The organism is Undibacterium sp. RuTC16W (genome assembly GCF_049339445.1).
GTDB lineage: Bacteria > Pseudomonadota > Gammaproteobacteria > Burkholderiales > Burkholderiaceae_D > Undibacterium.
In genome coordinates, this window is sequence record NZ_JBMPPE010000005.1 from 84,802 (window position 1) to 109,328 (window position 24,527).

The 24,527-nt window shown below is 47.9% G+C and carries 21 protein-coding genes; 16 read left to right on the top strand and 5 right to left on the bottom strand.

Translation table 11 applies throughout. From position 1 onward, the window contains the following. Positions 1 to 53 precede the first annotated feature (53 nt). The 15 genes from ACO0K4_RS11225 to ACO0K4_RS11295 all read left to right on the top strand — a co-directional run bounded on the left by ACO0K4_RS11225 (position 54) and on the right by ACO0K4_RS11295 (position 17,023). Positions 54 to 809, top strand: a complete 756-nt coding sequence (locus ACO0K4_RS11225) for an isoprenyl transferase (RefSeq protein ID WP_422956713.1) — start codon at positions 54 to 56, stop codon at positions 807 to 809. Positions 810 to 824: 15 nt separating this feature from the next. Then, entirely contained in the window at positions 825 to 1,649 is an 825-nt protein-coding gene (locus ACO0K4_RS11230) for a phosphatidate cytidylyltransferase (protein WP_422956714.1), read from the top strand. After that, a complete protein-coding gene (ispC, locus tag ACO0K4_RS11235; protein ID WP_422956715.1) occupies positions 1,649 to 2,830 on the top strand; it encodes a 1-deoxy-D-xylulose-5-phosphate reductoisomerase in 1,182 nt (393 codons plus the stop codon). The genes ACO0K4_RS11230 and ispC overlap by 1 nt, the downstream gene beginning before the upstream one ends. Beyond that, positions 2,827 to 4,206, top strand: a complete 1,380-nt coding sequence (gene rseP / locus ACO0K4_RS11240) for an RIP metalloprotease RseP (RefSeq protein WP_422956716.1) — start codon at positions 2,827 to 2,829, stop codon at positions 4,204 to 4,206. Before ispC ends, rseP begins: the two co-directional genes overlap by 4 nt. A gap of 72 nt (positions 4,207 to 4,278) precedes the next feature. Then, positions 4,279 to 6,639: an outer membrane protein assembly factor BamA gene (gene bamA, locus ACO0K4_RS11245; RefSeq protein WP_422956717.1), complete on the top strand. Its 2,361-nt coding sequence runs from the start codon at positions 4,279 to 4,281 to the stop codon at positions 6,637 to 6,639. A 104-nt stretch (positions 6,640 to 6,743) separates the two neighbouring features. Next, positions 6,744 to 7,220 (top strand): OmpH family outer membrane protein, encoded by a 477-nt coding sequence (locus ACO0K4_RS11250; RefSeq protein WP_422956952.1) that lies wholly within the window; start codon positions 6,744 to 6,746, stop codon positions 7,218 to 7,220. 12 nt (positions 7,221 to 7,232) lie between these two features. Next, positions 7,233 to 8,285 (top strand): UDP-3-O-(3-hydroxymyristoyl)glucosamine N-acyltransferase, encoded by a 1,053-nt coding sequence (lpxD, locus tag ACO0K4_RS11255; protein WP_422956953.1) that lies wholly within the window; start codon positions 7,233 to 7,235, stop codon positions 8,283 to 8,285. Next, the gene (gene fabZ, locus ACO0K4_RS11260) at positions 8,282 to 8,746 is read left to right on the top strand and encodes a 3-hydroxyacyl-ACP dehydratase FabZ (RefSeq protein ID WP_422956718.1); all 465 of its coding nucleotides are present in this window, start codon (positions 8,282 to 8,284) and stop codon (positions 8,744 to 8,746) included. Before lpxD ends, fabZ begins: the two co-directional genes overlap by 4 nt. A gap of 1 nt (position 8,747) precedes the next feature. After that, positions 8,748 to 9,536, top strand: coding sequence for an acyl-ACP--UDP-N-acetylglucosamine O-acyltransferase (gene lpxA, locus ACO0K4_RS11265; protein WP_422956719.1), 789 nt, complete (start codon positions 8,748 to 8,750; stop codon positions 9,534 to 9,536). Beyond that, a complete protein-coding gene (lpxB, locus tag ACO0K4_RS11270) occupies positions 9,537 to 10,703 on the top strand; it encodes a lipid-A-disaccharide synthase (RefSeq protein ID WP_422956954.1) in 1,167 nt (388 codons plus the stop codon). 122 nt (positions 10,704 to 10,825) lie between these two features. Further along, positions 10,826 to 11,605 carry a TatD family hydrolase gene (locus ACO0K4_RS11275; protein WP_422956720.1) on the top strand — a complete coding sequence of 260 codons (780 nt, stop codon included), beginning with the start codon at positions 10,826 to 10,828 and terminating at the stop codon, positions 11,603 to 11,605. A 24-nt stretch (positions 11,606 to 11,629) separates the two neighbouring features. Next, positions 11,630 to 12,328, top strand: a complete 699-nt coding sequence (locus tag ACO0K4_RS11280) for an ankyrin repeat domain-containing protein (RefSeq protein WP_422956721.1) — start codon at positions 11,630 to 11,632, stop codon at positions 12,326 to 12,328. A 650-nt stretch (positions 12,329 to 12,978) separates the two neighbouring features. Next, on the top strand, positions 12,979 to 14,712 hold the full coding sequence (locus ACO0K4_RS11285) for an ABC transporter permease (protein ID WP_422956722.1): 1,734 nt from the start codon (positions 12,979 to 12,981) through the stop codon (positions 14,710 to 14,712). A gap of 64 nt (positions 14,713 to 14,776) precedes the next feature. Next, positions 14,777 to 16,078 carry an AAA-associated domain-containing protein gene (locus ACO0K4_RS11290; protein WP_422956723.1) on the top strand — a complete coding sequence of 434 codons (1,302 nt, stop codon included), beginning with the start codon at positions 14,777 to 14,779 and terminating at the stop codon, positions 16,076 to 16,078. Between the two features lie 363 nt (positions 16,079 to 16,441). Beyond that, positions 16,442 to 17,023 (top strand): hypothetical protein, encoded by a 582-nt coding sequence (locus tag ACO0K4_RS11295; protein WP_422956724.1) that lies wholly within the window; start codon positions 16,442 to 16,444, stop codon positions 17,021 to 17,023. A gap of 107 nt (positions 17,024 to 17,130) precedes the next feature. Here the strand turns inward: ACO0K4_RS11295 and ACO0K4_RS11300 are convergent, their stop codons facing one another. Genes ACO0K4_RS11300 through imuA form a run of 3 tightly spaced genes read right to left on the bottom strand, consistent with a single transcriptional unit; the run spans position 17,131 to position 22,576 of the window. Beyond that, positions 17,131 to 20,361 (bottom strand): error-prone DNA polymerase, encoded by a 3,231-nt coding sequence (locus ACO0K4_RS11300; RefSeq protein WP_422956725.1) that lies wholly within the window; start codon positions 20,359 to 20,361, stop codon positions 17,131 to 17,133. A gap of 6 nt (positions 20,362 to 20,367) precedes the next feature. Next, entirely contained in the window at positions 20,368 to 21,918 is a 1,551-nt protein-coding gene (locus ACO0K4_RS11305) for a Y-family DNA polymerase (protein WP_422956726.1), read from the bottom strand. Beyond that, positions 21,845 to 22,576 carry a translesion DNA synthesis-associated protein ImuA gene (gene imuA / locus ACO0K4_RS11310; RefSeq protein WP_422956727.1) on the bottom strand — a complete coding sequence of 244 codons (732 nt, stop codon included), beginning with the start codon at positions 22,574 to 22,576 and terminating at the stop codon, positions 21,845 to 21,847. Before imuA ends, ACO0K4_RS11305 begins: the two co-directional genes overlap by 74 nt. A 289-nt stretch (positions 22,577 to 22,865) precedes the next feature. On the opposite strand from imuA, the gene ACO0K4_RS11315 reads away from it, so the two are divergent. Further along, positions 22,866 to 23,093: a hypothetical protein gene (locus ACO0K4_RS11315; protein WP_422956728.1), complete on the top strand. Its 228-nt coding sequence runs from the start codon at positions 22,866 to 22,868 to the stop codon at positions 23,091 to 23,093. A gap of 85 nt (positions 23,094 to 23,178) precedes the next feature. On the opposite strand, the gene ACO0K4_RS11320 is transcribed toward ACO0K4_RS11315, so the two are convergent. Both ACO0K4_RS11320 and ACO0K4_RS11325 read right to left on the bottom strand, forming a co-directional pair. Continuing rightward, a complete protein-coding gene (locus ACO0K4_RS11320; RefSeq protein ID WP_422956729.1) occupies positions 23,179 to 23,691 on the bottom strand; it encodes a hypothetical protein in 513 nt (170 codons plus the stop codon). Between the two features lie 162 nt (positions 23,692 to 23,853). Then, complete coding sequence (locus ACO0K4_RS11325; protein WP_422956730.1) at positions 23,854 to 24,525, bottom strand: 4'-phosphopantetheinyl transferase family protein; 672 nt, start codon at positions 24,523 to 24,525, stop codon at positions 23,854 to 23,856. Positions 24,526 to 24,527 lie beyond the last annotated feature (2 nt).

Here is a 24,527-nt window from a genome sequence, read left to right on the forward strand (position 1 = left end):
AGACTGATGATCTTGGTGTAATGTGGATAAGAATTATTTCATTCTGGATATACATGGTTCATCACAGTTCTACAAAAGAAATTCCAGCGATCAGTAATGTTCCTAAGCACATCGCCATCATCATGGATGGTAACGGTCGCTGGGCAACTAAGCGTTTTTTGCCGCGTGTGGCAGGCCATGTGAAGGGTGTAGAAGCCGTCAGAGGTATTGTTGAAGCATGTATCAATCGTGGAGTTGACTATCTGACATTGTTTGCTTTCAGCTCTGAAAATTGGCGTCGCCCTGCCGATGAGGTTTCTTTGCTGATGCGCTTATTTGTCACGGCATTGGAAAAAGAAGTCGCAAAAATGCATGCGAATAATATTCGTCTGAAGGTTGTCGGTGACCTCAGTCGTTTTGATGCACAATTGCAAAAAATGATACAAGTCGCCGAGACTAAAACAGCAAGCAATTCAGGATTGACTGTGACCATCTGCGCAAATTATGGCGGTCGCTGGGATGTAGTGCAGGCGTTTAATCGCATGACGGCAGAGACCCCGCTTGCCGGTCCCATTGATGAAGATCAACTGGCGCCGTATTTATCAATGGCTTATGCACCAGAGCCGGATTTATTCATCCGTACTGGCGGCGAAACTAGGATATCGAATTTTTTACTTTGGCAGTTGGCATATAGCGAACTGTATTTCACGGATACCTACTGGCCTGATTTTGATGCTTCAGCGCTGGATACGGCGATCACCTCCTATCAAACAAGAGAACGTAGATTTGGCCGGACCAGTGCGCAATTGGCTGGACAAACATCGTCATAGCCCACAGGCAAATGCATGCTTAAAACTCGTGTCATCACGGCGCTTTTACTATTGACAGTATTGTTGCCCATCCTGTATCTGGGAAATTTTGTCGCATTCGCGATTGTGGTGACACTATTTTTTGCAGCAGCAATGTGGGAAAACCACCGTCTATTTGGCAAGCCTGCTCCCATCGTACTGGCGGGAATCTGGACCATTTTATTCGCAGGCATACTGATCACCCGCGTTGCATTTTCAGAGCTGATGCTGTTCGCTCTATGCACGGCATTCTGGATAGCTAAATTGGTGCCGTCGCTCGCTTTTGGCCTTCCTGCGCCAGATAATAAGCTTGGTAATGCTCTGGTTAGCGGGATGTACAGTGCCTCTATTTTTGCTTGTTTTATTGCGATTATCAGTTTATTTAATCATTCACCTCTATTTTTGCTGTCTGCTATGGCGATTGTCTGGGTGGCAGATATCGGTGCCTATTTTTCTGGCAAGGCATTTGGTAAGCATAAGCTGGCACCAGGCATTTCACCTGGTAAATCCTGGGAGGGCGCAATCGGCGGCTGGATTGCAGTACTCCTGATAGGATTTGCCGCAACTCAGGTGTCATGGCTGAACGACTCCTTGCCGGTAAGGATTTTTGCCGCTTTCGGCTGGGCTGGTTTCGCCGGAATAATGACAGTGTTGACTGCAGGCAGTGTGGTCGGGGATTTATTTGAGTCCTCATTAAAGCGTCGTGCCGGCATGAAGGATAGCAGTGCTTTATTGCCGGGTCATGGTGGCGTACTAGATCGTATTGATGCGCTTATTCCTGTGTTGCCACTCGCTGCCTTGTTCAATATTTGGTTCAGATAATGTCATCCGTACAGACTATTTGTGTTCTTGGCTCTACCGGCTCGATCGGGGTTTCTACTTTAGACGTCATTGCGCGGCATCCGGATCGTTATCAGGTTTTTGCACTGACTGCGCATAGTCGGGTGATAAAGCTCGCACAGCAGTGTGAGCAATTCAGGCCTCAGGTGGCAGTAGTCGGTTCGGTAGCGGCAGCAGCAGAATTGCAGGGTTTGCTTAAAGAAAAAAAGTTGACGACCCAAGTCCTGTACGGTCCGCAAGCCTTATGTGATGTTGCATCTGCCAGCGACTGCGATACAGTAATGGCGGCCATTGTCGGTGCAGCAGGTTTACCTGCGTCACTGGCAGCGGCCAAGGCGGGTAAAAAGGTCTTGCTTGCTAATAAAGAGGCGCTGGTCATGTCTGGTCAGCTCTTTATTAACGCCGTTACGGAAAGCGGTGCGGTGTTGTTGCCGATTGATAGCGAACACAATGCGATTTTTCAATGTTTGCCCTTCAACTATGACAGGCAGGCACAAGCTCATGGCATCAGTAAAGTGATACTCACCGCATCCGGTGGACCATTTCTGAATCGCAGCCTTGAATCTTTGTCGGATGTGACGCCGGATGAGGCCGTTGCTCATCCAAACTGGGTTATGGGCAGGAAAATTTCCATCGATTCTGCAACGATGATGAACAAGGGTTTGGAAGTCATCGAAGCGCATTGGCTATTCGCAACGCCAGCCGATCAGATCGATGTTCTGATTCATCCGCAAAGTGTGATTCACTCCATGGTGTCGTATGAGGATGGCTCGGTACTTGCGCAGCTTGGCAATCCTGATATGCGCACGCCGATTGCCTATGGACTGGCTTATCCAGAGCGGATTAATTCAGGTGTGGCACCACTGGATCTGGTCAAAATTGCGAAATTGAATTTTGAAGCGCCGGATTTTTCTCGCTTCCCTTGTCTTGCTCTGGCCTACGCAGCTTTGAGGGCAGGGCAGACCGCGTCGATTATTTTGAATGCGAGTAATGAAATTGCTGTGCAGGCGTTTTTGGATGGCAAAATCGGCTTCAGAATGATTGACCAGATTATTGCTCGTGTTATGGATAAGATTGCGCTGTCTGTCGCAGATGATATTGGCAGCATCCTTGAGTGCGATAGGGTGACGCGCAGAGTGACTTCCTCCCTGATCGCATCATGAGTCAGTTACCTAGCTTCTTGCAGACTTTGCTGGCGTTTGGTTTTGCTTTGGGTCTGCTCGTCATTATTCACGAGTTTGGTCACTATGCAGTCGCCCGTTTGTGCGGAGTGAAAGTGCTGCGGTTCTCTGTCGGTATGGGCAGGGTGATTTACTCCAGACGGCTGGGCGCTGATCAAACAGAATGGGCAATCTCTATTTTGCCTCTGGGCGGCTACGTCAAAATGCTAGATGCCAGAGATCAGGACATTAGTTCTTTATCTGAACAGGAGTTGAAGAGAGAGTTTTGTCGTCAATCTGTCTGGAAGCGGATCGCTATCGTTGCTGCCGGTCCGGTTGCCAATTTCTTGTTGGCAGTATTACTTTTTTCGGGACTTTATGTTTACGGCGTATCTGAGCCCATCAGTAAAATCCGGGTTCCGTCAATTCAGTCTCAAGCATATACGGCAGGCCTACGTCATGGCGACATTGTCGTTAGTGTGAATGGTGAGGCGATACAGACGTACTCGGAGTTGCGCTGGAAGTTATTGCAATTAGGCTTGGAAAAAACGAATGCCCATATTGGTATTAATAGAGAGAGTGCTGATAAGGGCGTGCTGGTAGATAAACGAGTATTTGAGTTACCGCTGTCGCAGCTAAGTAATAAGGATCTCGAAGGGGATTTTTTAGGCAAACTCGGATTTTCGGTCGCACGGCCTGCGGCTATTTTAAATGTAGTGGTCGCCGATGGTCCGGCCATGCGTGCTGGATTGCAGGTGCAGGATCAGATTCTGGAGATTGACGGTAAACCCTTATTGGACGGACTGGAATTTACAGAGATCGTGAATGCTGCCGCGAATAAGCGTCTTCAGCTTCTGGTGAAGCGCGGTGAACGAATTTTTGAACTCGGTGTCACACCAGAGGCAGAAACAGTGAACGGCAGGCTGATAGGACGCGTCAAAGTTCAGATGATGCTGTCGCCAGAGATGGTGCAGGTGGATAGCAGTATTGCTGAGGCGATTGTAAAAGGGAGTAAAAAAACCTGGGACACCAGCATGCTGACTTTTAAAATGCTGGGGAAAATGTTGACTGGGGATGTTTCTTTAAAGAATATTACAGGGCCAATCACCATCGCGGATTATGCAGGGCAGACCTCTCGTAGCGGTGTAGTCAGCTACTTAAGTTTTATTGCATTAATTAGTATCAGTCTTGGCGTAATGAATTTGCTCCCTATACCTGTGTTGGATGGGGGACATTTGTTGTATTATTCGCTGGAAGTTTTGACAGGGAAACCTGTATCAGAACGCTTCGGTGAGATAGCACAGCGTGCAGGCGTGGCCTTGTTGATGGCCTTGATGGCGGTGGCTTTTTTTAATGACATTACAAGACTAATGTCATAATGCGCAGTTAAAGCAAATTACGCTGCTGGTTGCCGATCTTTCCGGTAGAAATTTAAGATTAAATAACACCCAATGAAATTACATATCGAGCACCTTACTTTGTCAAATTCTTTGCCTACTTTACGACGCCATGTATTGGCACTAGCTGCTTTGGCCCTGTGTTCAGGAAGTGCAATGGCAATTGAGCCATTTACAGTGAAAGATATCCGTGTTGAGGGGATACAAAGAACGGAAGCCGGAACCGTTTTTACCTACTTGCCTGTTCGCGTGGGTGAAGTATTTGATGATGCGAAAAGTGTGACTGCGATCAAATCTTTGTATGCGACTGGTTTTTTCAAGGATGTACAAATTGAAGCGCAAAACGGTGTGTTGGTTGTTTTGCTCGAAGAGCGGCCATCTATCGCCAGTGTTGATTTCACCGGTACCAAAGAATTTGAAAAAGATGCTCTGATCAAGGCGTTGAAAGATATTGGCGTTGGCGAAGCAAAGATCTTTGATAAAGCGACGGTTGACCGTGCGGAGCAAGAGCTTAAACGTCAATATCTGTCAAAAGGCTTATACGGCGTCAAAATAACGACCACGATCACGCCGATTGAGCGCAATCGCGTCAATGTGACATTCGCAGTGGAAGAGGGTGATATTGCCCGTATTGCGCAGATCAACCTGATCGGCAATAAAGCGTTTTCGGATAGCGAATTACGGGAATTGCTTGCCTTAACCACACCTGGCTGGTTTAGCTGGTACACCAAAGCTGATCAGTACTCAAAGCAAAAATTATCCGGTGATATTGAGACCTTACGGTCTTTTTATCAAAATCGTGGTTACCTGGAAATGCAAATTGAATCAACGCAGATTTCCATTACTCCGGATAAAAAAGATATTTACATCACGATCAATATTATCGAAGGTGATAAATATACGGTATCGGATATCAAACTCGAAGGTGAAACCTTGGGTCGTGAAGAAGAGCTGAAATCCTTATTACTGCTAAAGAAAAACGATATTTACAACGCGGCGCGCCTGACGGAAAGTACTAAACGTATTTCTGAACGTATGGGCAATTTCGGTTACGCGTTTGCGAACGTTAATGCCAATCCTTTGCTGGACAAAGAAAAGAAGGAAGTTGCCTTCACTATCTTTGTAGATCCTGGTAAGCGCGTCTATGTTCGTCGCATCAATCTGGCCGGTAATACGCGGACTAGAGACGAAGTGATTCGCCGTGAGTTCCGTCAATTTGAAGGGTCCTGGTATGACGGTGAAAAAATTAAAATTTCCCGTGATCGCGTAGATCATCTGGGTTATTTTAAGGACGTCAATCTTGAGACGCCAGAAGTGCCAACCAGTGTTGATCAGGTCGACGTGAATCTGACGATTACTGAAAAACCTACCGGTAATATTTTGCTGGGCGCAGGCTATTCCAATGCTGAAAAATTGACTTTAACCGGTTCCATTCAGCAGGCAAATGCGTTTGGTAGTGGTGATACGATTGGCTTAGATATCAACACTAGCCGACAGAATCGTACGATTGCGGTGTCGCATACGGATCCTTACTTTACCGATGATGGCGTGAGTCGTAGTTTTGACTTGTATTTGCGTACGACACGTCCGATTATTGGTAGCTATGGTGACTACAAGATTCAGACTACAGGCGGCAACCTTCGTTTCGGTGTTCCTTTCTCAGAAATTGATACTGTATTCTTTGGTCTGGGATTTGAGCGTACGAATGTTCAGACGTATATCGGTAGTCCGAGCCGCTATTTGCAATATGTTGCAGACTACGGCGATGGTGTTAAAGACAGAACTTCTGCCTTGTATGGCATTGGTAATGCCGTAACTAACTCGTTTCCGTTAACTGCTGCATGGCAAAGAGATAGCCGTGATAGTGCAATTACACCTTCAATCGGTGAATACAAACGAGCTAATATTGAGTTGGCTGCAGTCGGTAACTTTAAATATTATCGTGCAATTTATAATCAGCAATACTTTAAACCTGTTTATCGTTCCATCGTCCTGGCAATGAATGGTGAGTTTGATTATGGACACGGACTTGGCGGCAAACCTTACCCGTTATTTAAAAACTTCTACGCGGGTGGTATCGGTTCGGTGCGCGGCTACGAACCTTCATCTTTGGGTAGTAAGGATCCCAATGGCGATTCTTTGGGGGGCGCAACTAGGTTAATCGGTAATATCGAATTACAATTGCCATTTCCTGGTGCAGATAAGTCTCTGAGATGGTTTACTTTTATTGACGGCGGCAATGTTTTTGATGAAGGTCAAAAAATACGTATCAGTGATCTGAGATACTCTGCAGGTATGGGAATTAGCTGGATTTCTCCGGTAGGTCCGTTAAAATTGAGTATTGGCCGCGCGCTGAATGCGAAACCTGATGACAAGAAGCAGGGTTTCCAATTCCAGTTAGGTACTGGTTTCTAAGTGTAATGTTTGCTTTTCTGTATCTGTTCTAAATTGTTTTAGTTTGTTTTTCGGAGAATATTTTGAGTCAACTTACTACCCCGTCCAAATTGTTGCAACGCCTGATGGTTTGTGCGGCTTGTTTTGTCAGCGTTGCTCAAGTTCATGCACAGGATTCGAAGGTCGCCATTTTTGATTCGCAACGGGTCATGCGCGAATCGGGTCCTGCTAAAGCAGCAGAAGAGAAAATCAAGCTGGAATTTTCTAAGCGTGGCAAAGAACTAGATGATTTTGGTAATAAAATCAAAACTTTGGCCGAAAAATTAGAAAAAGATGCGCCAGTGATTTCTGAAGCTGATCGCATCAAACGTCAACGTGAACTAGCTGATCTGGATCAGGATTTCAAGCGTAAGCAGCGCATCTTCAACGAAGACTTGAATCAGCGTAAAAATGAAGAAATTGCTGCACTGGTCGATCGTGCCGTGAAAGCGGTCAAGCAAATCGCTGAAGCAGAAAAATACGATATCGTTTTACAAGATGCCGTGTACTTCAATCCACGCGTTGACATCACAGACAAGGTACTCAAAGCCTTATCTAAATAAATAATGACCACCATTAGCATTCGGCTGGGGGAATTGGTCGATCGCTTCGGTGGTCAATTAATTGGTTCCCCCGATCTTTGTGTCACAGGCATTGCCCCTCTTAGCGATGCTGGCTCAGATCAGCTCAGTTTTCTCTCCAATTCAAAATTACGTGGACAGGTTGCTTTATCTAAAGCTGCCGCACTGATTGTGTCTGCTCAAGATCATACTGGTCTGGCAGACTCGTATTCTGGCGCATTCGTCATCGTGGATAATCCTTATGTCCAATTCGCCCGAGTAGCGCAATATTTCGCCAGCTTGCATGCGATTCCTCCTGAGACCGGCATTCATCCTAATGCATCAGTTAGTCCGCATGCTCACGTTGATCCGACAGCCTCGATTGGTTCTCATGCGACTATTGAAGCAGAGGCCGTAATCGGGGCGCATGCCGTGATCGGTGCAGGTTGCTTTATCGGTCGGGGTGCCAGTGTTGATGCGCACAGCCTGATTCATCCTAATGTCACTATTTACGATTATTGTAGTATCGGGTTGCGCGCCATCGTCCATTCAGGCGCAGTGATCGGTGCGGATGGATTTGGTTTTGCGAATGAACGTGGTAACTGGATCAAAATCCCGCAGACGGGGCGGGTTCTGATTGGCAATGATGTGGAAATCGGTGCCAATACAAGTATTGATCGCGGCGCCCTGGCAGATACGGTTATCGAAGATGGTGTAAAGCTCGATAATCAGATTCAGATCGGTCACAATTGCCATATCGGCGCGCATACTGCCATGGCAGGCTGCGTCGGCGTTGCAGGGAGTGCCCGGATAGGCAAGAATTGCACGTTTGGGGGCGCGGCGATGGTATTAGGGCATTTGAATATTGTTGATAATGTCCATATCTCTTCCGGCAGCCTGGTCACCCGTTCGATTTTAGAGCCTGGTCAGTACACAGGTTTTTATCCGTTGGCAAAAAATGCGGATTGGGAAAAAACAGCATCCATCGTGCGTAATTTAAGCAGCATGCGCGAAAAAATTCGACAATTAGAAAAAATAATTAAAACGCTCACAGAGAAGTCATCATGAATACCCTCGATATTAATCAGATTAAACAGTACCTCCCGCATCGTTATCCTATGTTGTTAGTTGATCGCGTTTTGGATTGGGAAAGCGGCAAACGCATTACAGCAATCAAGAACGTGACTGCGAATGAAGAGTTCTTCAACGGACATTTTCCTAACAAGCCGGTCATGCCTGGTGTGTTGATGATAGAGGCAATGGCGCAGACTGCGGCGATTCTGTCTTTCCTGACGATGGACCAAAAGCCGGATGAAAACACGATTGTATATTTTCTGGGTATTGACGGTGCGCGCTTCAAGCGTCCGGTTGAGCCGGGTGACCAGTTGAAAATTGAAGTAGAAATTCTGCGTATTGCACGTGGCATCTGGAAGTACCAGGCGAAAGCGACGGTTGATGGTCAATTGGCGGTAGAAGGTGAATTGATGTGCACGATGCGTTCCGCAACTGACGCAACAACGGCGGCATAAAATGTCTATCCATTCAACCGCACTGATTGATCCTAAGGCTCAACTCGACAGTACAGTTGAGGTTGGTGCTTATTCTATTATCGGGCCACATGTCCGCATTGATTCTGGCACCAGGATAGGGCCGCATGTTGTCATTGATGGTCATACGACGATAGGCAAAGATAATCATTTTCATGCGTACTCTTCGATCGGCGGACCGCCTCAGGATAAGAAATATGCGGGAGAGGTCACTTACCTTGAAATTGGCGACAGAAACCTGATCCGTGAGTTTTGTACTTTTAATTGCGGCACGGTACAGGACAGGGCGATTACGCGGGTTGGCAGTGACAACTGGTTCCTTGCCTATGTCCACATCGCCCATGATTGTACCGTTGGTAATCATACGATTTTTTCAAATAATGCCGCTTTAGCTGGTCATGTTGAGGTGGGCGACTGGGTCATCATGAGCGGTTTTTCTGCCGTACATCAGTTTTGTAAAATTGGTGCCCATGCCTTCGTTGGCATGAATACCAGCCTGACCCAGGATGTGCCGCCGTTCGTACTGCTCTCCGGTAATCCGGCACAAGCGCATGGCGTTAATCTGGAAGGCTTGAAACGTCGAGGTTTTAACCGTGAGCAGCTCAATGCGATTCGTCAGTCCTACAAATTAATTTATAAATCAGGTTTGACACTCGAAGAAGCAAAATCCGCTCTTGAGCAGCAACAAGTGGGCATGGTCGATGAGGTTGCCGTGCAGGTCAAATCAATGCGCGACTTTCTTGATGCCTCTACACGCGGCATTGTCCGCTAAATTCAGCACGTGTCTACTCGCCCTGTCATCGCCATGGTTGCCGGAGAAACTTCCGGTGATATGCTGGCTAACCGCATGCTATCTGGCTTACGACCAAAAATACCTGATGCTTTGATGCACGGGATTGGTGGCCCGCGGATGGCAGAATTTGGCTTTGTGAATGACTGGCCCATGGATAAGCTGTCCGTGCGAGGCTTGTTCGAGGTCTTGGCGCATTACCGCGAAATCAGCGGCATACGCAAGCAATTACGTGAGCAACTTCTGATTGAAAAGCCGGATATTTTCATTGGTGTAGATGCCCCAGACTTCAATCTCGACTTAGAAATCCAGTTAAAGCAGGCGGGTATTCCGACCATGCATTACATTAGCCCTTCAATCTGGGCATGGCGTGGTGCGCGGATTAAAAAAATTGCTGAAGCAGTTTCCCACATGCTGGTCGTATTCCCCTTCGAGGAGCAGATTTATCGCGATGCCGGGATTCCTGCAACCTATGTCGGCCATCCGCTTGCGCAAGTAATTCCTTTGGATATTGATGTCGCTGCGGCACGTGATGAACTGGGTTTTCCTCATGACGCAAGGATAGTCACAATCTTGCCGGGCAGTCGTATGTCGGAAATCAAATACAATACTGCTGCGTTCATCTCGGCTGCAAAAATTCTTTGTGAGCGCGATCCGCAATTGCAGATTGTCGTGCCAATGGCCGGCTCGAAACAGCGTAGTTATTACATCAAATTGGTAGTGCAGGCCAAACTTGAGGGCGTGCCGGTTTTGCTGATTGATGGTAAATCGCATGTGGCGATTGCTGCTGCTGATGCAGTTTTGGTCGCCTCCGGTACAGCCTCGCTGGAGGTTGCATTATTTAAAAAGCCCATGGTCATCGCCTACAAAATGATGGAGGCTTCATGGCAAATATTGCGCCATATGGGTTACCAGCCATGGATAGGGTTGCCAAATATTCTTGAGCGGGACTTTGTCGTGCCAGAATTTTTGCAAAGTGCAGCGACCCCCGAAGCCTTAGCTGATGCACTATGGACGCAATTGAATGACGTCAGCTTGTGTGATCGGCTCAAGCAACGCTTCACGGATATGCATCACACGCTCTTGCGCGATACGGCGGAACTCTCTTCCTGCGCGGTCCTCGATCTGATTGCGCAAAGCAAAAAATAATTCAATTCTTGCTTGTTGCTGATCGGCTCAATTGCGGAGTAGCTGCATTGAGCAAGAGATTCGACTATGCTTGATCTTAGTCAATCCATTTAATCCAATTCAATCGCATCCATTGCTTTCTTATGTACATCGATTCTCATTGCCACATTAATTTCCCCGAACTCGCTGAACGCATGCCTGAGATTATGGCGAAGATGGTCGAGAATGGTGTGACGCATGCCTTGTGTGTCTCTGTCGATTTGCCCGATTTTCCGCAGGTGTTAGCCCTAGCTGAGGCATATCCGCACATCTATGCGTCAGTTGGCGTACATCCTGATTATGAAGATACGGAAGACCCGAGTGCAGAGCAATTATTTGCCTTGTCTCAGCATCCTAAAATTATTGCTATTGGTGAAACTGGACTCGATTACTTCCGACTTAAAGGCGATCTTGAGTGGCAGCGTGAGCGCTTCCGGCAGCATATTCGCGCGTCCAGACTTAGTCGCAAACCCTTGATCATCCACACCAGAGCCGCCTCTGAAGACACGATAAGGATTATGCAGGAAGAGGGCGCGGGCACGGACCATGGCGGTGTCGCTGGCGTCATGCACTGCTTCACTGAGTCGCTTGAGGTGGCTGAAGCAGCGATTGCCATGGGGTTTTATATTTCCTTCTCCGGGATTTTGACATTTAAGAGTGCCAGGGATTTGCAGGCAGTCGCACGCGCCTTGCCTCTGGAACGTATCTTGATCGAGACGGACTCTCCTTACCTCGCACCGGCACCACATCGCGGCAAAATGAATGAGCCTGGCTTTGTCCGTCATGTAGGAGAATTTTTGGCAGATTTAAAAGGTATTCCGCTAAAGCAGGTACAGGAAGTGACCTCGGCCAATTTTTTCACATTATTTAATCTGTCCCATTGATCATTAATATTGGTTGCGCTATCTATGGCCTTATTCAAACTGTTTTCACATCATTTTGCTCATCATTTGGAGGCGACACCTATCTTTAAATTGATCACTACGCTAGTGATTGCCGCAGGATGTGGCGTCGTATCGCCTGCTTATGCTGACGCCTATGACGATTTGATCGTCGCAGTAAAATTTGATGACATCGACGTCGTTAATTCATTGCTGACTAAAGGCATTGATCCGAATTCAGTCGAAGCAACTCGTGGTGAGACTATCCTCATGCTGGCATTGCGCGAGCATTCTCAAAAGGTCTTTGAAACGCTGCTAAAGCAGTCTGAGATTAAGCTCGATGCCAGAGCCAATAATGGCGATACCGCAATCATGCTTGCCTGCTTTGAAGAGAATGCGCTGGCCGTCAAACAGCTTATTGATGCCGAGGCGCAAATTAACCAGCCAGGCTGGACTGCATTACATTACGCATCTGCTAAAGGCAATGTGGAGATCATCGGTGTCTTACTTGAGCAATCGGCTTATATCGATGCTGCGTCACCCAATGGCACTACACCATTGATGATGTCTGTGCGCTCAGGCAAATTGGATGCAGTAAAATTTTTGCTGGATGAAGGCGCCGATGCGAATCTTAAAAATCAATTGGGAATGACAGCACTGGATTTCGCGATTGAGTTTGAACAAAAAGAAATCGCATACTTATTGACGTCTGCTATCAAAAAATAATTTCTCAGGCCGGTCATTTTTCAATCTTAGGGCGCACCCATGATTTATTTCATGAGATATTGACGAGCCATTTGGTCATCCATTACAGCCAGTCGCGACCCGTCATCAATTACCTGCAATCTGAACAAAAACGAGGTTGCCAATCGCATCTTCGCTATGGTAAAGTTCGCGCTTCGTCGTTATGGAGTTTTATCTGTGGATAGTTATAGTAGTCGATCTTATATCGACCACACCTTGGCACTGTAACTGCAGAACTCCTGTCGCTACTTTGCCAAATACATGGCAAGTAGTGATGTCAATAGTCTTGAATCCAGCTTTAATATCGTTGTGAACTCAGACTGATTTCCTCTCTACTTATCCCCAAATTGTTGCGTGTCATCACGCTGAAATGTCAATTCTGTATGTAGTTCACAGGATTACATAAAACCGGATTTACAGGCAGTCATCTTGCGTTGTTCGGCATGAACAGCGCTCTTAGTCACTAACGGTTATCCGCGTTTTACATAAGCTTTAGCTCAGTCTTAGTGAAAGCTTAATTCAGAAGAATGACATTTGATTTGCTTGCTTCTTATGCCATTTGCTTGAAGTCAGTTGATTAGATGATGCGTGTTTGTTCTTGATGATCGATACTGATCGGTCTGGGAGGTAGTTTGTTCGAATTGTTTAATCCTCAAAAACGGCCATCCCTGGCTCAGGGCAAAGGACCAAATCGCTGGGACTGGGCTTTATTGCCGCTGGTGCTGGCGCTGCTGATGGCCTTTGGTTTTGCAGCGATGCAAATGAGTCGTCCCTTCGTGGTCGGTGAAGTGCTGCAGGTTTCGCTGGACCCTAGCTATCTGCCTTATTACCTGTTGCGCACCATTCTGCGCATGTTCACAGCGCTAGCGTTTTCACTTTTGTTCAGCTTGGTATTTGCTGCGATAGCGGTGAAATATGCCGCCGCCGAAAAGTTCATGATTCCATTATTGGACATCTTGCAGTCGGTCCCGATTCTTGGTTTTCAGGCGATTGCGATTGCTCCTTTTATTGCTTTATTCTCCGGTGATTTGCTTGGGGTAGAGTGTGCTGCGATTTTTGCGATCTTTACTTCGCAAGCCTGGAATATGGCGTTCAGCCTGTATCAATCGATCCGTAATGTGCCGTCAGAATTGAATGAAGCCGCAAGGATTTTCAGGCTGTCTGGCTGGCAGCGCTTCTGGCGACTGGAGTTGCCATTTGCGATGCCAGGCTTGCTCTGGAATATGATGATGTCGATGTCGGGAGGCTGGTTCTTTCTGGTCGCAGCAGAGGCCATTTCGGTCGCCGGACAGGATATTAAATTGCCTGGCATCGGCTCGTATATTGCGGTGGCGATTGAAGCAAAAAATGGCACTGCGATTGCATGGGCGATTGCGGCGATGCTGACGGGAATTCTGCTGTATGACCAGTTATTTTTCCGTCCTCTGCTGGCGTGGGCGGACAAGTTTCGCTTTGAAGAAAGTCAGGGCGACACTGCACAACAGTCATGGCTGCTGGACTGGATGCGTAACAGCTATTGGTTCCGCGAATGGTCTGCGAGTTTGTGGAAATTGCTAAGCCGCGCCTTGGGCTGGTTTAGTGTGCGGTATGACGGCACATCTTCCAAGGCGAAGGAGCGTAATGTACCTTCGTATTGGAATAAAGTCTGGGATGGTTTTCTGATACTTGCGTCCTTGCTGGCCGCGTATCGCTTATTAATTTTTATCCACAGTGATGTTGGCTGGTCAGAAGCCTTGCATGTCGTTGGTTTGGGCCTGATTACTCTGGTCCGGGTCATGCTCCTGATCGGTCTCGCCTCGCTGGTATGGGTGCCGATTGCTGTCTGGATAGGTTTGCGTCCGCAGTACTCGCAAAAGGTACAGGCGGTGGCACAGTTTCTGGCGGCTTTTCCGGTTAATCTGATGTTTCCTATCGTGGTGTTTGCGATGGTCAGTTTTGATTTGACGCCGAATATCTGGCTCAGCCCCTTAATGGTATTTGGTACGCAGTGGTACATCTTGTTTAATGTGGTCGCGGGTGCCTCAACCATTCCGAATGAACTGCGTCTGGCAGCGGACAACCTGGGTTTAAAAGGCTGGCTGAAATGGAAGCGCGTGTATTTGCCAGCGGTTTTTCCTAGCTACATCACTGGTGCGATTACTGCCAGTGGCGGCTCCTGGAACGCGAGTATCGTCGCGGAATATGTGACCTGGGGTAAGACGACCCTGGTCGCGGATGGTCTGGGTAGCTATATCAAGCAAATGACAGAGGCGGGAGATTTTCACCGTATCGCCTTGGGTATCGGCGTGATGTGTATCTTCGTGATGTTATTAAATCGCTTTTTCTGGCGCAAATTATATTTGCTGGCCGAAGACCGTAGCCGCTAACGGCGGATGAAAGGCCGAGGCACAACTGCTGATGATGCGCCAGGCCGCATGTGGAGAATAAAAAATGACGCAAAAATTATTGATTGACCTCAAAGACGTTGCCAAATCGTTTCGCGCTGCGGATGGTACCGCACGCCTGGTGTTGGATAAGGTGGATTTTGAATTGAAAGAGGGCGAGATCGTCGCCTTGCTGGGTAAGTCCGGCTCGGGAAAATCAACCTTATTACGTATCATGGCAGGCTTGATCCCAGCCGATCATGGCAAGGTGGACTATCGTGATAAACCGATTTTTGGCCCTGTTGCCGGTATCGCGATGGTGTTTCAGTCTTTCGCCTTATTCCCGTGGCTGACCGTGCAGCAAAATGTCGAGCTCGGTCTGGAAGCTCAGGGCGTACCTTCAGACGAGCGCGAAATGCGTGCCGATGCCGTACTGGAGTTGATTGGCCTCGCTGGTTTTGGCGGCGCCTTACCACGCGAATTGTCCGGCGGGATGAAGCAGCGTGTCGGCATTGCCCGTGCGCTGGTGACCAATCCGGATATCTTGCTCATGGATGAGGCATTCTCCGCCCTTGACGTACTGACGGGCGAAACCCTGCGTAACGATATGCTGGAGTTGTGGGAAGAAAGTCGTATTCCGACCAAAGGTATTTTGATCGTATCGCACAATATCGAAGAGGCCGTGATGATGGCAGATCGCATCATCATTTTGTCTAGCGACCCTGGCAGCATACGCTGCGAGGTCAAGATCGATCTGCCTCGCCCGCGCGATGTCGAGTCGGTCGAAGTCCGCGCCTTGATCGATGAAGTATATGGCCTGATGACTATGCGTCATGCCCAAGAAACTGTCACCGGCGTACCGATTTCCAAACATCTGGGATACCGTTTGCCAGAAACCGATGTCAGTCGTATCGAAGGCGTACTTGATCTGCTTGCCGATGCGCCGTTCAACGGACGTGCCGACTTACCGCAGTTGTCAGAGGAAGCAGAAATTTCCGATGAAGACCTGTTCCCGACCTACGAAGCCCTGGGCCTATTGGGACTGGCAGTGATCGAGAAGGGTGATATCAGTTTGACGCCATTGGGCCATCGTTATGTCGAAGCTGATCAGGCGCAGAAGCAAGAATTGTTTGGCCAGCAGTTGCTGACGCACGTACCGCTGGCATCGCATATACGCCGCAATCTGGAGCAGGAAACAAACGGAAGTTTGCCGGAAGAACCTTTCCTTGAACTACTGTCTGAATTCTTGAAAGCCGATGAAGCCAAGCGCGTACTGGAAATCGCGATTGAGTGGGGACGTTATGGTGAAGTCTATGAGTATGACTACCACACAGGACGATTGACCTTGCCTGAGCCGGAAGAAAGCTGATCTGGCTTTTGAGTTGGTGAGCATCTGAATTGATGTGGTGTCGAGTGCTCAATTTCTTTTGACGGCACGATGTAAGAATGAGACTTTCATTCGATATATGAATATACTCCCTTCTAGTATTTTTTCATTGCCTGTATAGATATTGCGGTAATAAGGCTATTTTCTAAAAAATATGGGGGAGTATATGTGCTCTTGCTTTGTTTCAGACCATGCACTGCAATCCGAAAAATATAGGATAGACATCGAATTGTTGTAAAATAGGCTACATTGCGTCTGCAATCATTGGTTGATTTCTGATGTCGATTCCCTTTATCTTTGCTCGTATCAACCATCCTTCATCGTGTCATTTAACTACTCACTTTTATGAAAAAAATTCTTTCCTTTTGCGTTTTACTATTTAGCTTAAACACCTGTTTTGCCGAGGATTACCTGGATGTCGTCACCAGCAAATCTTGTGCATGTATCGACAAAATTCCAAGTAATGCCGATAAGAGAAATTTGAAGATGCAAATGGGCTTTTGCATGCTGGAAGCTTTTTCGAAAGATGATAAAGACAAGTTTAAGAAGGAATTCAATCTCGATTTTTATCAGCTCGATAAAAACGGCGAAAAAATCGGTACGATCGTTGGTATGAGGATGGCGACACAGTGCCCTAAAACTGTGATGGCGATGGCGAATGCTGACAAGCAAGCTGATTCCGATATGCTGAATGGCACGATTACTAAAATTGAAAAAGATAATTTCGCGACTTTTTTCCTCAAAGATAACGAAGGTAAAACAACGAAACTGTATTGGCTAGGGCCGGTGCAAACCACGATGGATTTGCCAACGATTTATCAAACGCTGGTAGGTAAGACAGTAGAAGTTCAGTACGAGAATAAAGATATCTTCGATCCTAAGATTGGTGAATACCGACAATTCAAAGTGATCACCAAACTCAAGTAACTCCAATGTTTTTTTACTCCCTGCGGTCTGTTCAAAGACTAAGCAGGGAGTAAATGTTTTCATTCGTCAAATTCACAAGCGTGCGCCTGATGCACATCTGACGTAGTTCAACAAAAATCCCGGCTCCCCGTTTGCAGCGATCCCAGCAGATGGGACATATCGACCAGACGTTTGGCGACCAGATGACGGACTTCTCCTTCGCATTGCCAGATGCCGTAGACGCCGAGCAGCGGTGCATTGAGTACTTCACGACGCTGCTTCTCTACCAGACTGGGCCAGATAATTACATTGACTGGCCCAGTCTCGTCCTCAATGGTGATAAACAAAACACCGTTCGCTGTACCTGGTCGTTGTCGTACCGTGACGATGCCGCAGCCTCGTGCAAACTGACCTTGCTGAAAGGTGTTGAGCATCTCTGCCGGTAAGAAACGCTTGCCGAGCAGTTGTTGGCGTAGCAGCGCAACCGGATGACGTTGTAAGCTGAGTCCCATTGCCCGGTAGTCACTGACAATTTCCTGACTTTCGCTGGGGGCCGTCAGAGGGGGCGTCTGTTCGGTGACGCTGACGACGCGCAACAAATCCTTATCTGGCACAGCGCCTGCTGCTTGCCACAAGGCTTGCCGGCGATGCCCTGACAAGGCGGCCAAGGCATTGCTGGCCGCCAGTGCCTGCAGATCCTGCCGGTTCAGTTGCGCCCGGCGTGCGAGGTCGTTGACGTCGCTGAAGGCAAGCTGCTTGCGCGCTTGGGTAATGCGTATTGCGGTCTCTGCCGATATGCCGGATAGCAGGGAGAAGCCCAGCCTGACTGCTGATTGCTCTGTGTTGTTATACGGGTTAATACTGCGGATGCCGTGGGCATGTGCTTCTAAAGTGGAGTCCCATTCGCTGATATTGATGTCAACCGCCAGAACCGTAACCTGATGTCGCCTGGCATCTTGTATCAACTGCGACGGGGAATAAAATCCCATCGGTTGAGAGTTCAGTAAAGCACATAAGAATACGGCAGGTTCATGACACTTGATCCAGCTGCTGGCATAGGCGAGCAAGGCAAAACTACTGGAATGACTTTCAGGAAAACCATATTCACCAAAGCCTAGCATCTGTTGAAAAATTGCCTCCGCAAATTCTTCTTCATAACCACGTCTGACCATCGTCTTGACGATGCGGTCGTGATAATGCTGTAAGCCGCCTTTACGCTTCCAGGCTGCCATGGCACGTCTTAACTCATCAGCTTCGCCCAACGTGAACTCGGCTGCGATCACGGCGATCTGCATGACCTGTTCCTGAAAAATCGGAACTCCCAGGGTTCTGCCTAATGCTTCTCTGAGTTCTTCTTTCGGATAGCTGACAGCTTCACGGTTTTTTCTGCGTTGTAAATACGGATGTACCATCCCACCTTGTATCGGCCCGGGTCTGACGATTGCGACCTGGACCACGAGATCATAAAATACTCTGGGTCGCAAACGGGGCAGCATACTCATTTGCGCACGTGATTCAATTTGAAATACACCCACCGTATCGGCCTTGCAAATCATGTCGTAAGTGACCGGATCTTCACGCGGGATATCTTGCAAACGGCTAGGGCGGCCAGGCAAGCTGGACATCAATACCAATGCACGCTTCAGCGCCGACAGCATGCCGAGTGCCAGTACATCCACTTTCAGCAAACCTAAGGATTCCAGATCGTCTTTATCCCATTCAATGACGGAGCGATCTTTCATCGAGGCATTCTCTATCGGTACTAGTCGCGATAGCTTGTCACGCGAGATGATGAATCCGCCAGTGTGCTGGGACAGGTGACGTGGAAAGCCTCGCAACTGACTGGCCAGACTTGCCCATTGCTGTGCAACGGGGCCTTCAGGGTCTAAGCCGTTTTCAGCAAAGCGTAGTAATAAATCCTGCTTCCCGTCAAACCAGCGATGCGATTTGGCAACCGTATCCACCAGTTCCAGATCAACGCCAAGTGCCTTACCTACTTCACGTAAAGCACCACGTGAACGTATGGTATGTACCGCAGCCGCAATTGCTGTGCGGTCTCTGCCATATTTTTGATAGATATATTGAATCACTTCTTCACGTCGCTGATGTTCAAAGTCCACATCAATATCGGGTGGTTCGTTACGTTCTTTGGACAAAAAACGTTCAAATAACAAGGTACTGCTATTCGGATCAACTTCGGTAATACCCAGGCAATAACAGACGACAGAATTCGCTGCCGAACCCCGGCCCTGGCAAAGAATCTTGATTGAACGGGCATGCCGGACGATGTCATAGACCGTTAAAAAGTAGGGTTCATAAGCCAGATCATTAATCAGATGTAATTCGTAGTCGATGCGTTTTGCGACTTTGTCCGACATCCCATGAGGGAAGCGCTTTGCCGCGCCGGTGGCGACTTCTTGCTTGAGATAAGTTGCTGGCGTATGACCTTTGGGGACGAGTTCTTCGGGATATTCGTAGCGCAATTCCGTGAGAGAAAATTGACATAGGCTGGCAATTTTGACGGACTCTGCCAATGCCATTGCCGGATAAATATTCGCTAGCCGTAGTCGTGATCGCAAATGCTGTTCAGCATTCGGTGCAAGTGCATAGCCGCATTCGGCAACGGGACGGCTCAGCCTGATCGCTGTCAATACATCTTGTAATGGTTTGCGCGAACGGACATGCATACAGACATTGCCAGTTGCAACGACCGGTAGCTGGTATTGACGGGCAATCGAAATAACGGTGTGGCGATGTACGTCGTCCATGGCCTGATATAACAAAGTGAGACTGATCCAGACACGCTGGGGAAAGGTTTTTTTCGCCCACGCAGCTTGCTTTGCCAGCGTCTCTGGATTCGCCGGATAGTCAGGAACCAGCAGGATTACGCAATCGGGCAAACCTTGCAGGTGAGCGTATTCTGCCAGTGGATGACTAAAGTCCTCCTTTGTAATCAGGTAGCGACCTTTGCTAATACGGGTTCGTGCCAGTGTGATGATTTCAGATAAATTGCCGTAACCTTCACGATTTTGAGCCAGAGCGATCAGTGCTGGCGCGGGAATATACGTGTCCGCCACATCGTCTGCATCAGACCTGGTCGTATCGGTGAGCTTAAAGTACGACCCGATAAGCAACTGCAGTGCGGTATCTTTAACAGCAACATGGGCGCGTACGACACCCGCCAGTGAACATTCGTCCGTAATCGCCAGCGCCTTATAAGTGAGCTGTACAGCCCGTTGCGCCAGCTCTTCTGCATGCGAGGCGCCATGTAAAAAGCTGAAATTGGATTGGCAAAATAATTCGGCATACTCAGGCAAGGAATAGATTGGCGCATGGCTGAGCGGAGGTGTTGTCTGCATGATGTTTTATCCAAATAAACCATGCACAAACCAGCTGGCACCAGCGTCTGACTGCTCACCCAGACGCTCTCTATAAATCCAGTAACGAATATGACCAGGGTTTTCCGCAATAAAGTAATCGCGAGTCACGAGTTGCCCGTTCCACCAGCCAGCCTCTATCCGCTCGGCACCAGATAATAATTTTAAGGGCGCATCGTAATATGGCCGGTGATGACGGATCGTCAAGGGAAGCGCCTTCTCAAATAACCAGACCGGACGCACTGCCTGATTGGGTACATTGGATATATTGAGTATTCGTGTCGACAAGGGCTGTGACTTTAAGGTGTTTTTCTTTTGTGCATGGACGACGGAGACCCAGGTATTGGCAACTTCTGGCCGATGATCCTCTTGTAGTGCGGCTTGCAATACCTGATCATCCCCCAGTCGTGCAACCAATAGTTCCAGCAGACGGTGATGGTCTTCTGCATAGGCTTTGGGTTCTGGGAAGAGGGTGGCATTTGCTACCTGTCTTGTCTGTACCTGACTTGCTGCAAGGCTAACGACAATGACTGGTGCCTGAAGCTGGGTTGTTGCGAGCCTTTCTTTCAACAGTCTGAGCAGATGATCTTCACGCCAGATGGGTTCTGCCAGCTTGAGATTGAGATGCGTCGGTGCCATTGCCTGACGACCGCGTTCATGTTCGAGGTACAGATCAATTTGTGATACGGCGAGTTGCTTGACTGCCAGCCAGCCCATCAGTTGTATGAGCAGACTGTGAATGAACGCCAGAATCATTTCTGCATGTTCAATTCTGTCCGGTAATTCTGTGCGGCTCTGGAATTGCGGTGGGACAGTGATCCATTCAAACACTTCGGTCTGGTGTCCATATGCACGATCCATGAGATCAAGAATTTGCACGCCACAGCGACGCTTAAGTCCGGCGCGAGGCAGCGTTTGCAGAGATCCCAGCGTAGTGCAAGCGATACCGCGCAACCATTCCAGCCAGAGCTGTGCTTCGGGTAGCAGAGCGACAGGTAATTGATCCAGACTTTGTTGAAGTTTTTTTAGTTTTAAAACACGCTTCAAGGAGCACGTTTTTTGTAAATGAGGCCTACCCATTATCCCGCTGCGCGCCAGAAGCCACGCACCCATTGCGGTTGGAGCACAACTCAAAGAGATGCTCATACCCATGACCTTCATGCTATGTCGTATCAGATGGCATAAGCGGAGTATGCCGCCAAACAGTCGCAGACTTGCACTGACCTCCATCAGCAGGCAGTCATGCGTCGCATAGGTAACTTGTGGCGTGTATTGCAGTAGTGCCATCGCCACTTGCTCCAGGCATCGCTGTTCTAAAACTGGCTGGCGCGTATAAAGCACGACGTCTGGTAGCAGCATTTGTACGCTGGCTTTTTTCATGGCGTGCTGAGCGCCTGCTGCTAGTGCGCCGGAGGATGCGCAGCTGAGGCGATTTTGCTCCAGCACGACTTCAGTCTCATCAGAATTAATGCGCCAGTTCGGGCGAAATACTTCTAGCTGCAGCAGAGGCAGATGTAGTGCGATCCACAGAGGTTTCATTCAGTGCCTCAACAGGCGAAATAGGTAAATGTGAAAACAAGGACGGTAGCGCCAATAACAAGGGCTGTTCTCGCTGAACACCGCGCCGTTTAAGGAATTGAATCTGTATGCCATCAATAACCGGCGTGAGATGTAAGCGCAAAGGTGCCGGTGAGGGCATTTCTGCACAGATGCTGGGCCGCATCATAAAAAAAACGGTATCTCCGCTTTGTGCTGCCAGATGTAATCGTCTCAGAGCCTCAGTACGGATATGTGTTTGCCACATTAATAGTGCCGCGCAACTACCGCTGCGTAAGACCTGTTCTGCTGCCCATAAGGCATCTCCCGGTTTTTTGCAGCGTATCCAGAGGCATTGTTTAAGCGGAATTCCGTAGGCATGTAAGGCTAACAGCTGCGGCTGATGTGGTGGTTGCATCAGCACAATGGTGCGCTTATCTGATTGGAGGAGCTGTGCCAGGCCAGGCTGCAAAAGACGCAATTCAGCGCTCCCATACTGCTTGAGTAGTAGTTCATTTAATGAGCCGCGAGGCCAGCCCCCCCCGGGTAATTCTCTCGATAAACTCGGAAAAGTGCTGTTGATACAGGGCGTCGTGCTACTGGCTAATTGCGAGGCGCGCCATAAAGAAGGATGAATGTGATCCGGAGAATCGGTAAACATAGAGGCTCAAATAAATACTGTATATATATTCAGTATAATATTTAAAGCGCTTACTTTTCAATAGCTTAGAGAAATACGAAAATAAATAAAATACTGATTGCATATACAGTATTTTGTGATAAAGTATGTTTTGTGGCATCCATTTGCAATGGTCTGGTATCGAGCTGTAATGCAAATGTTGTCGCTCAGAAGAGTTAAGAGATTTATTTAGTCGATAAGTTATTGAGCGAGACGTACATCAAACTTATCCATCGGATTTATTCATTTACTGATTGGGAGATGATTCAACATGGCACACCTTGACAATTCATTTGACGGACAATTTAGCCTGCAAGTCGCACCAACCTCATTTTTAATGCGCCTGAGTAGTCGTGAGATTTTTGTATGTCGTGATTTCCGCCGACGCTACTATCGTGTCAATCCTTTGATGGATTTTTCTACCGGTATCGAGGCGGGTCATCTGGAACTTTTGTTGTTCCGTAAATGGCTCATTATCTTTTCTAAGGCCAGATGGTAATTCGGTTATTTCTAAACTTCCTGAATGCCGGATAAGGTAAATAGTGTTTACTGGTATTTCGTCGTGTTTTGAGATCTCTAGACTGTCAAAAACGAAGTCTGCGTTCGCTTGGGTCAAATAATGGATCTGGTCCATTCTCTAATTTTTTGACAATCCCTGACTGATCAAAATAGATAGTCATCAAGGAATTCCAGACGCCGCTTTCCTTATATGGATAAGACCAGGCTTCAAGTGCGACACGCGGGTAATAGCTTGTCTCCTCTGGCGCGCCAATGATCCTGATGACCGCATTTTTATCCATGAAGCCTATTTTGATATCAGCAAATTTTTGTGAAGTCAGTACTTGTTCATACGAAATAAGTCGCCCGTCATGATCAAAGCGTGCCATGTGAGTAGCCTGAGCCATTCTGCCACGCATGTATTCCCATAGGTGTAGCTCACCATCTTGATAAACGTGTGTTGGCTTACCTAGTTCAAGTACAACTTCTTGTTCTGTTTGCCCCGCCTTTACGCTGCTCAGGCCATAACTGACGCAGGACGACAAACTCAATGCAATGATTGAGATGAGACTACTGGCAAGGAGGCGAAGGAGTTTCATGGCAAGCTTTAGGTTTTATTGAGATGTAAACGCATGCCTGAAGCATCGTTTTTTTGTAGCGTCTTTCCACACTTTGCAATACTGGGCGAATCACTTTATCGTGGCTGGCAAAGGCTTAGTGCTAGATTTCTCGGTTAAAGGATTTTTATAAATACTTCTATCCTAAACCTTATTTGTAAATGCGGTTTTCTGTGCAGAAAAAGCGATGCTGCCACAATAATTCTCGGGTAAATCAAGCTGGTACGCAGGCATGACTTGTAACTGAGTATGCCGCCCGGCGGCAACCGTATCTGACCATTCGCTTAATGCCATACCCGCACATTTATAGCGGGCCTCCAGCATAGTCCATTCTTGTGCAAAGCTCAGTAGCTGTTGTTCAGGCGTCAGGCTGCGTATCATCTGATGGCGATCCGGGTCCAGATAAATACGCGCAATATCTTGCCATTCAAATGACTCTTTAGCCAAATTCTTGGTGTGAAGCAAGTCGATACCGACGCTGGAGTCCAGACAAATTGCCGCTAATGATAATCCTGCTTCATGACTGATCGATAAAGCAGCTTCATGGTCTGAAAAAAGAAGTCGGGGAGCTGTGCCGGATGACGTCGCAATTTCAATGTCGCGTACGTCGATTTGATAGCATCGTTGAATCAAGGTAATGATTGCAGACCGTATTTGTTGCCTTGCTTTTGTACGATCTTGCGTGCTGTCAGTAGATACAGCGATGACGACATACCGGTGTAATCGGAGTGCGGCACTTGCGTCGTCCAAGTGCTCAGGCAAATAAAATACCGGTACGGATGCCGGTATTGACGTGAGAAGTAATGAGCCAGGCATTA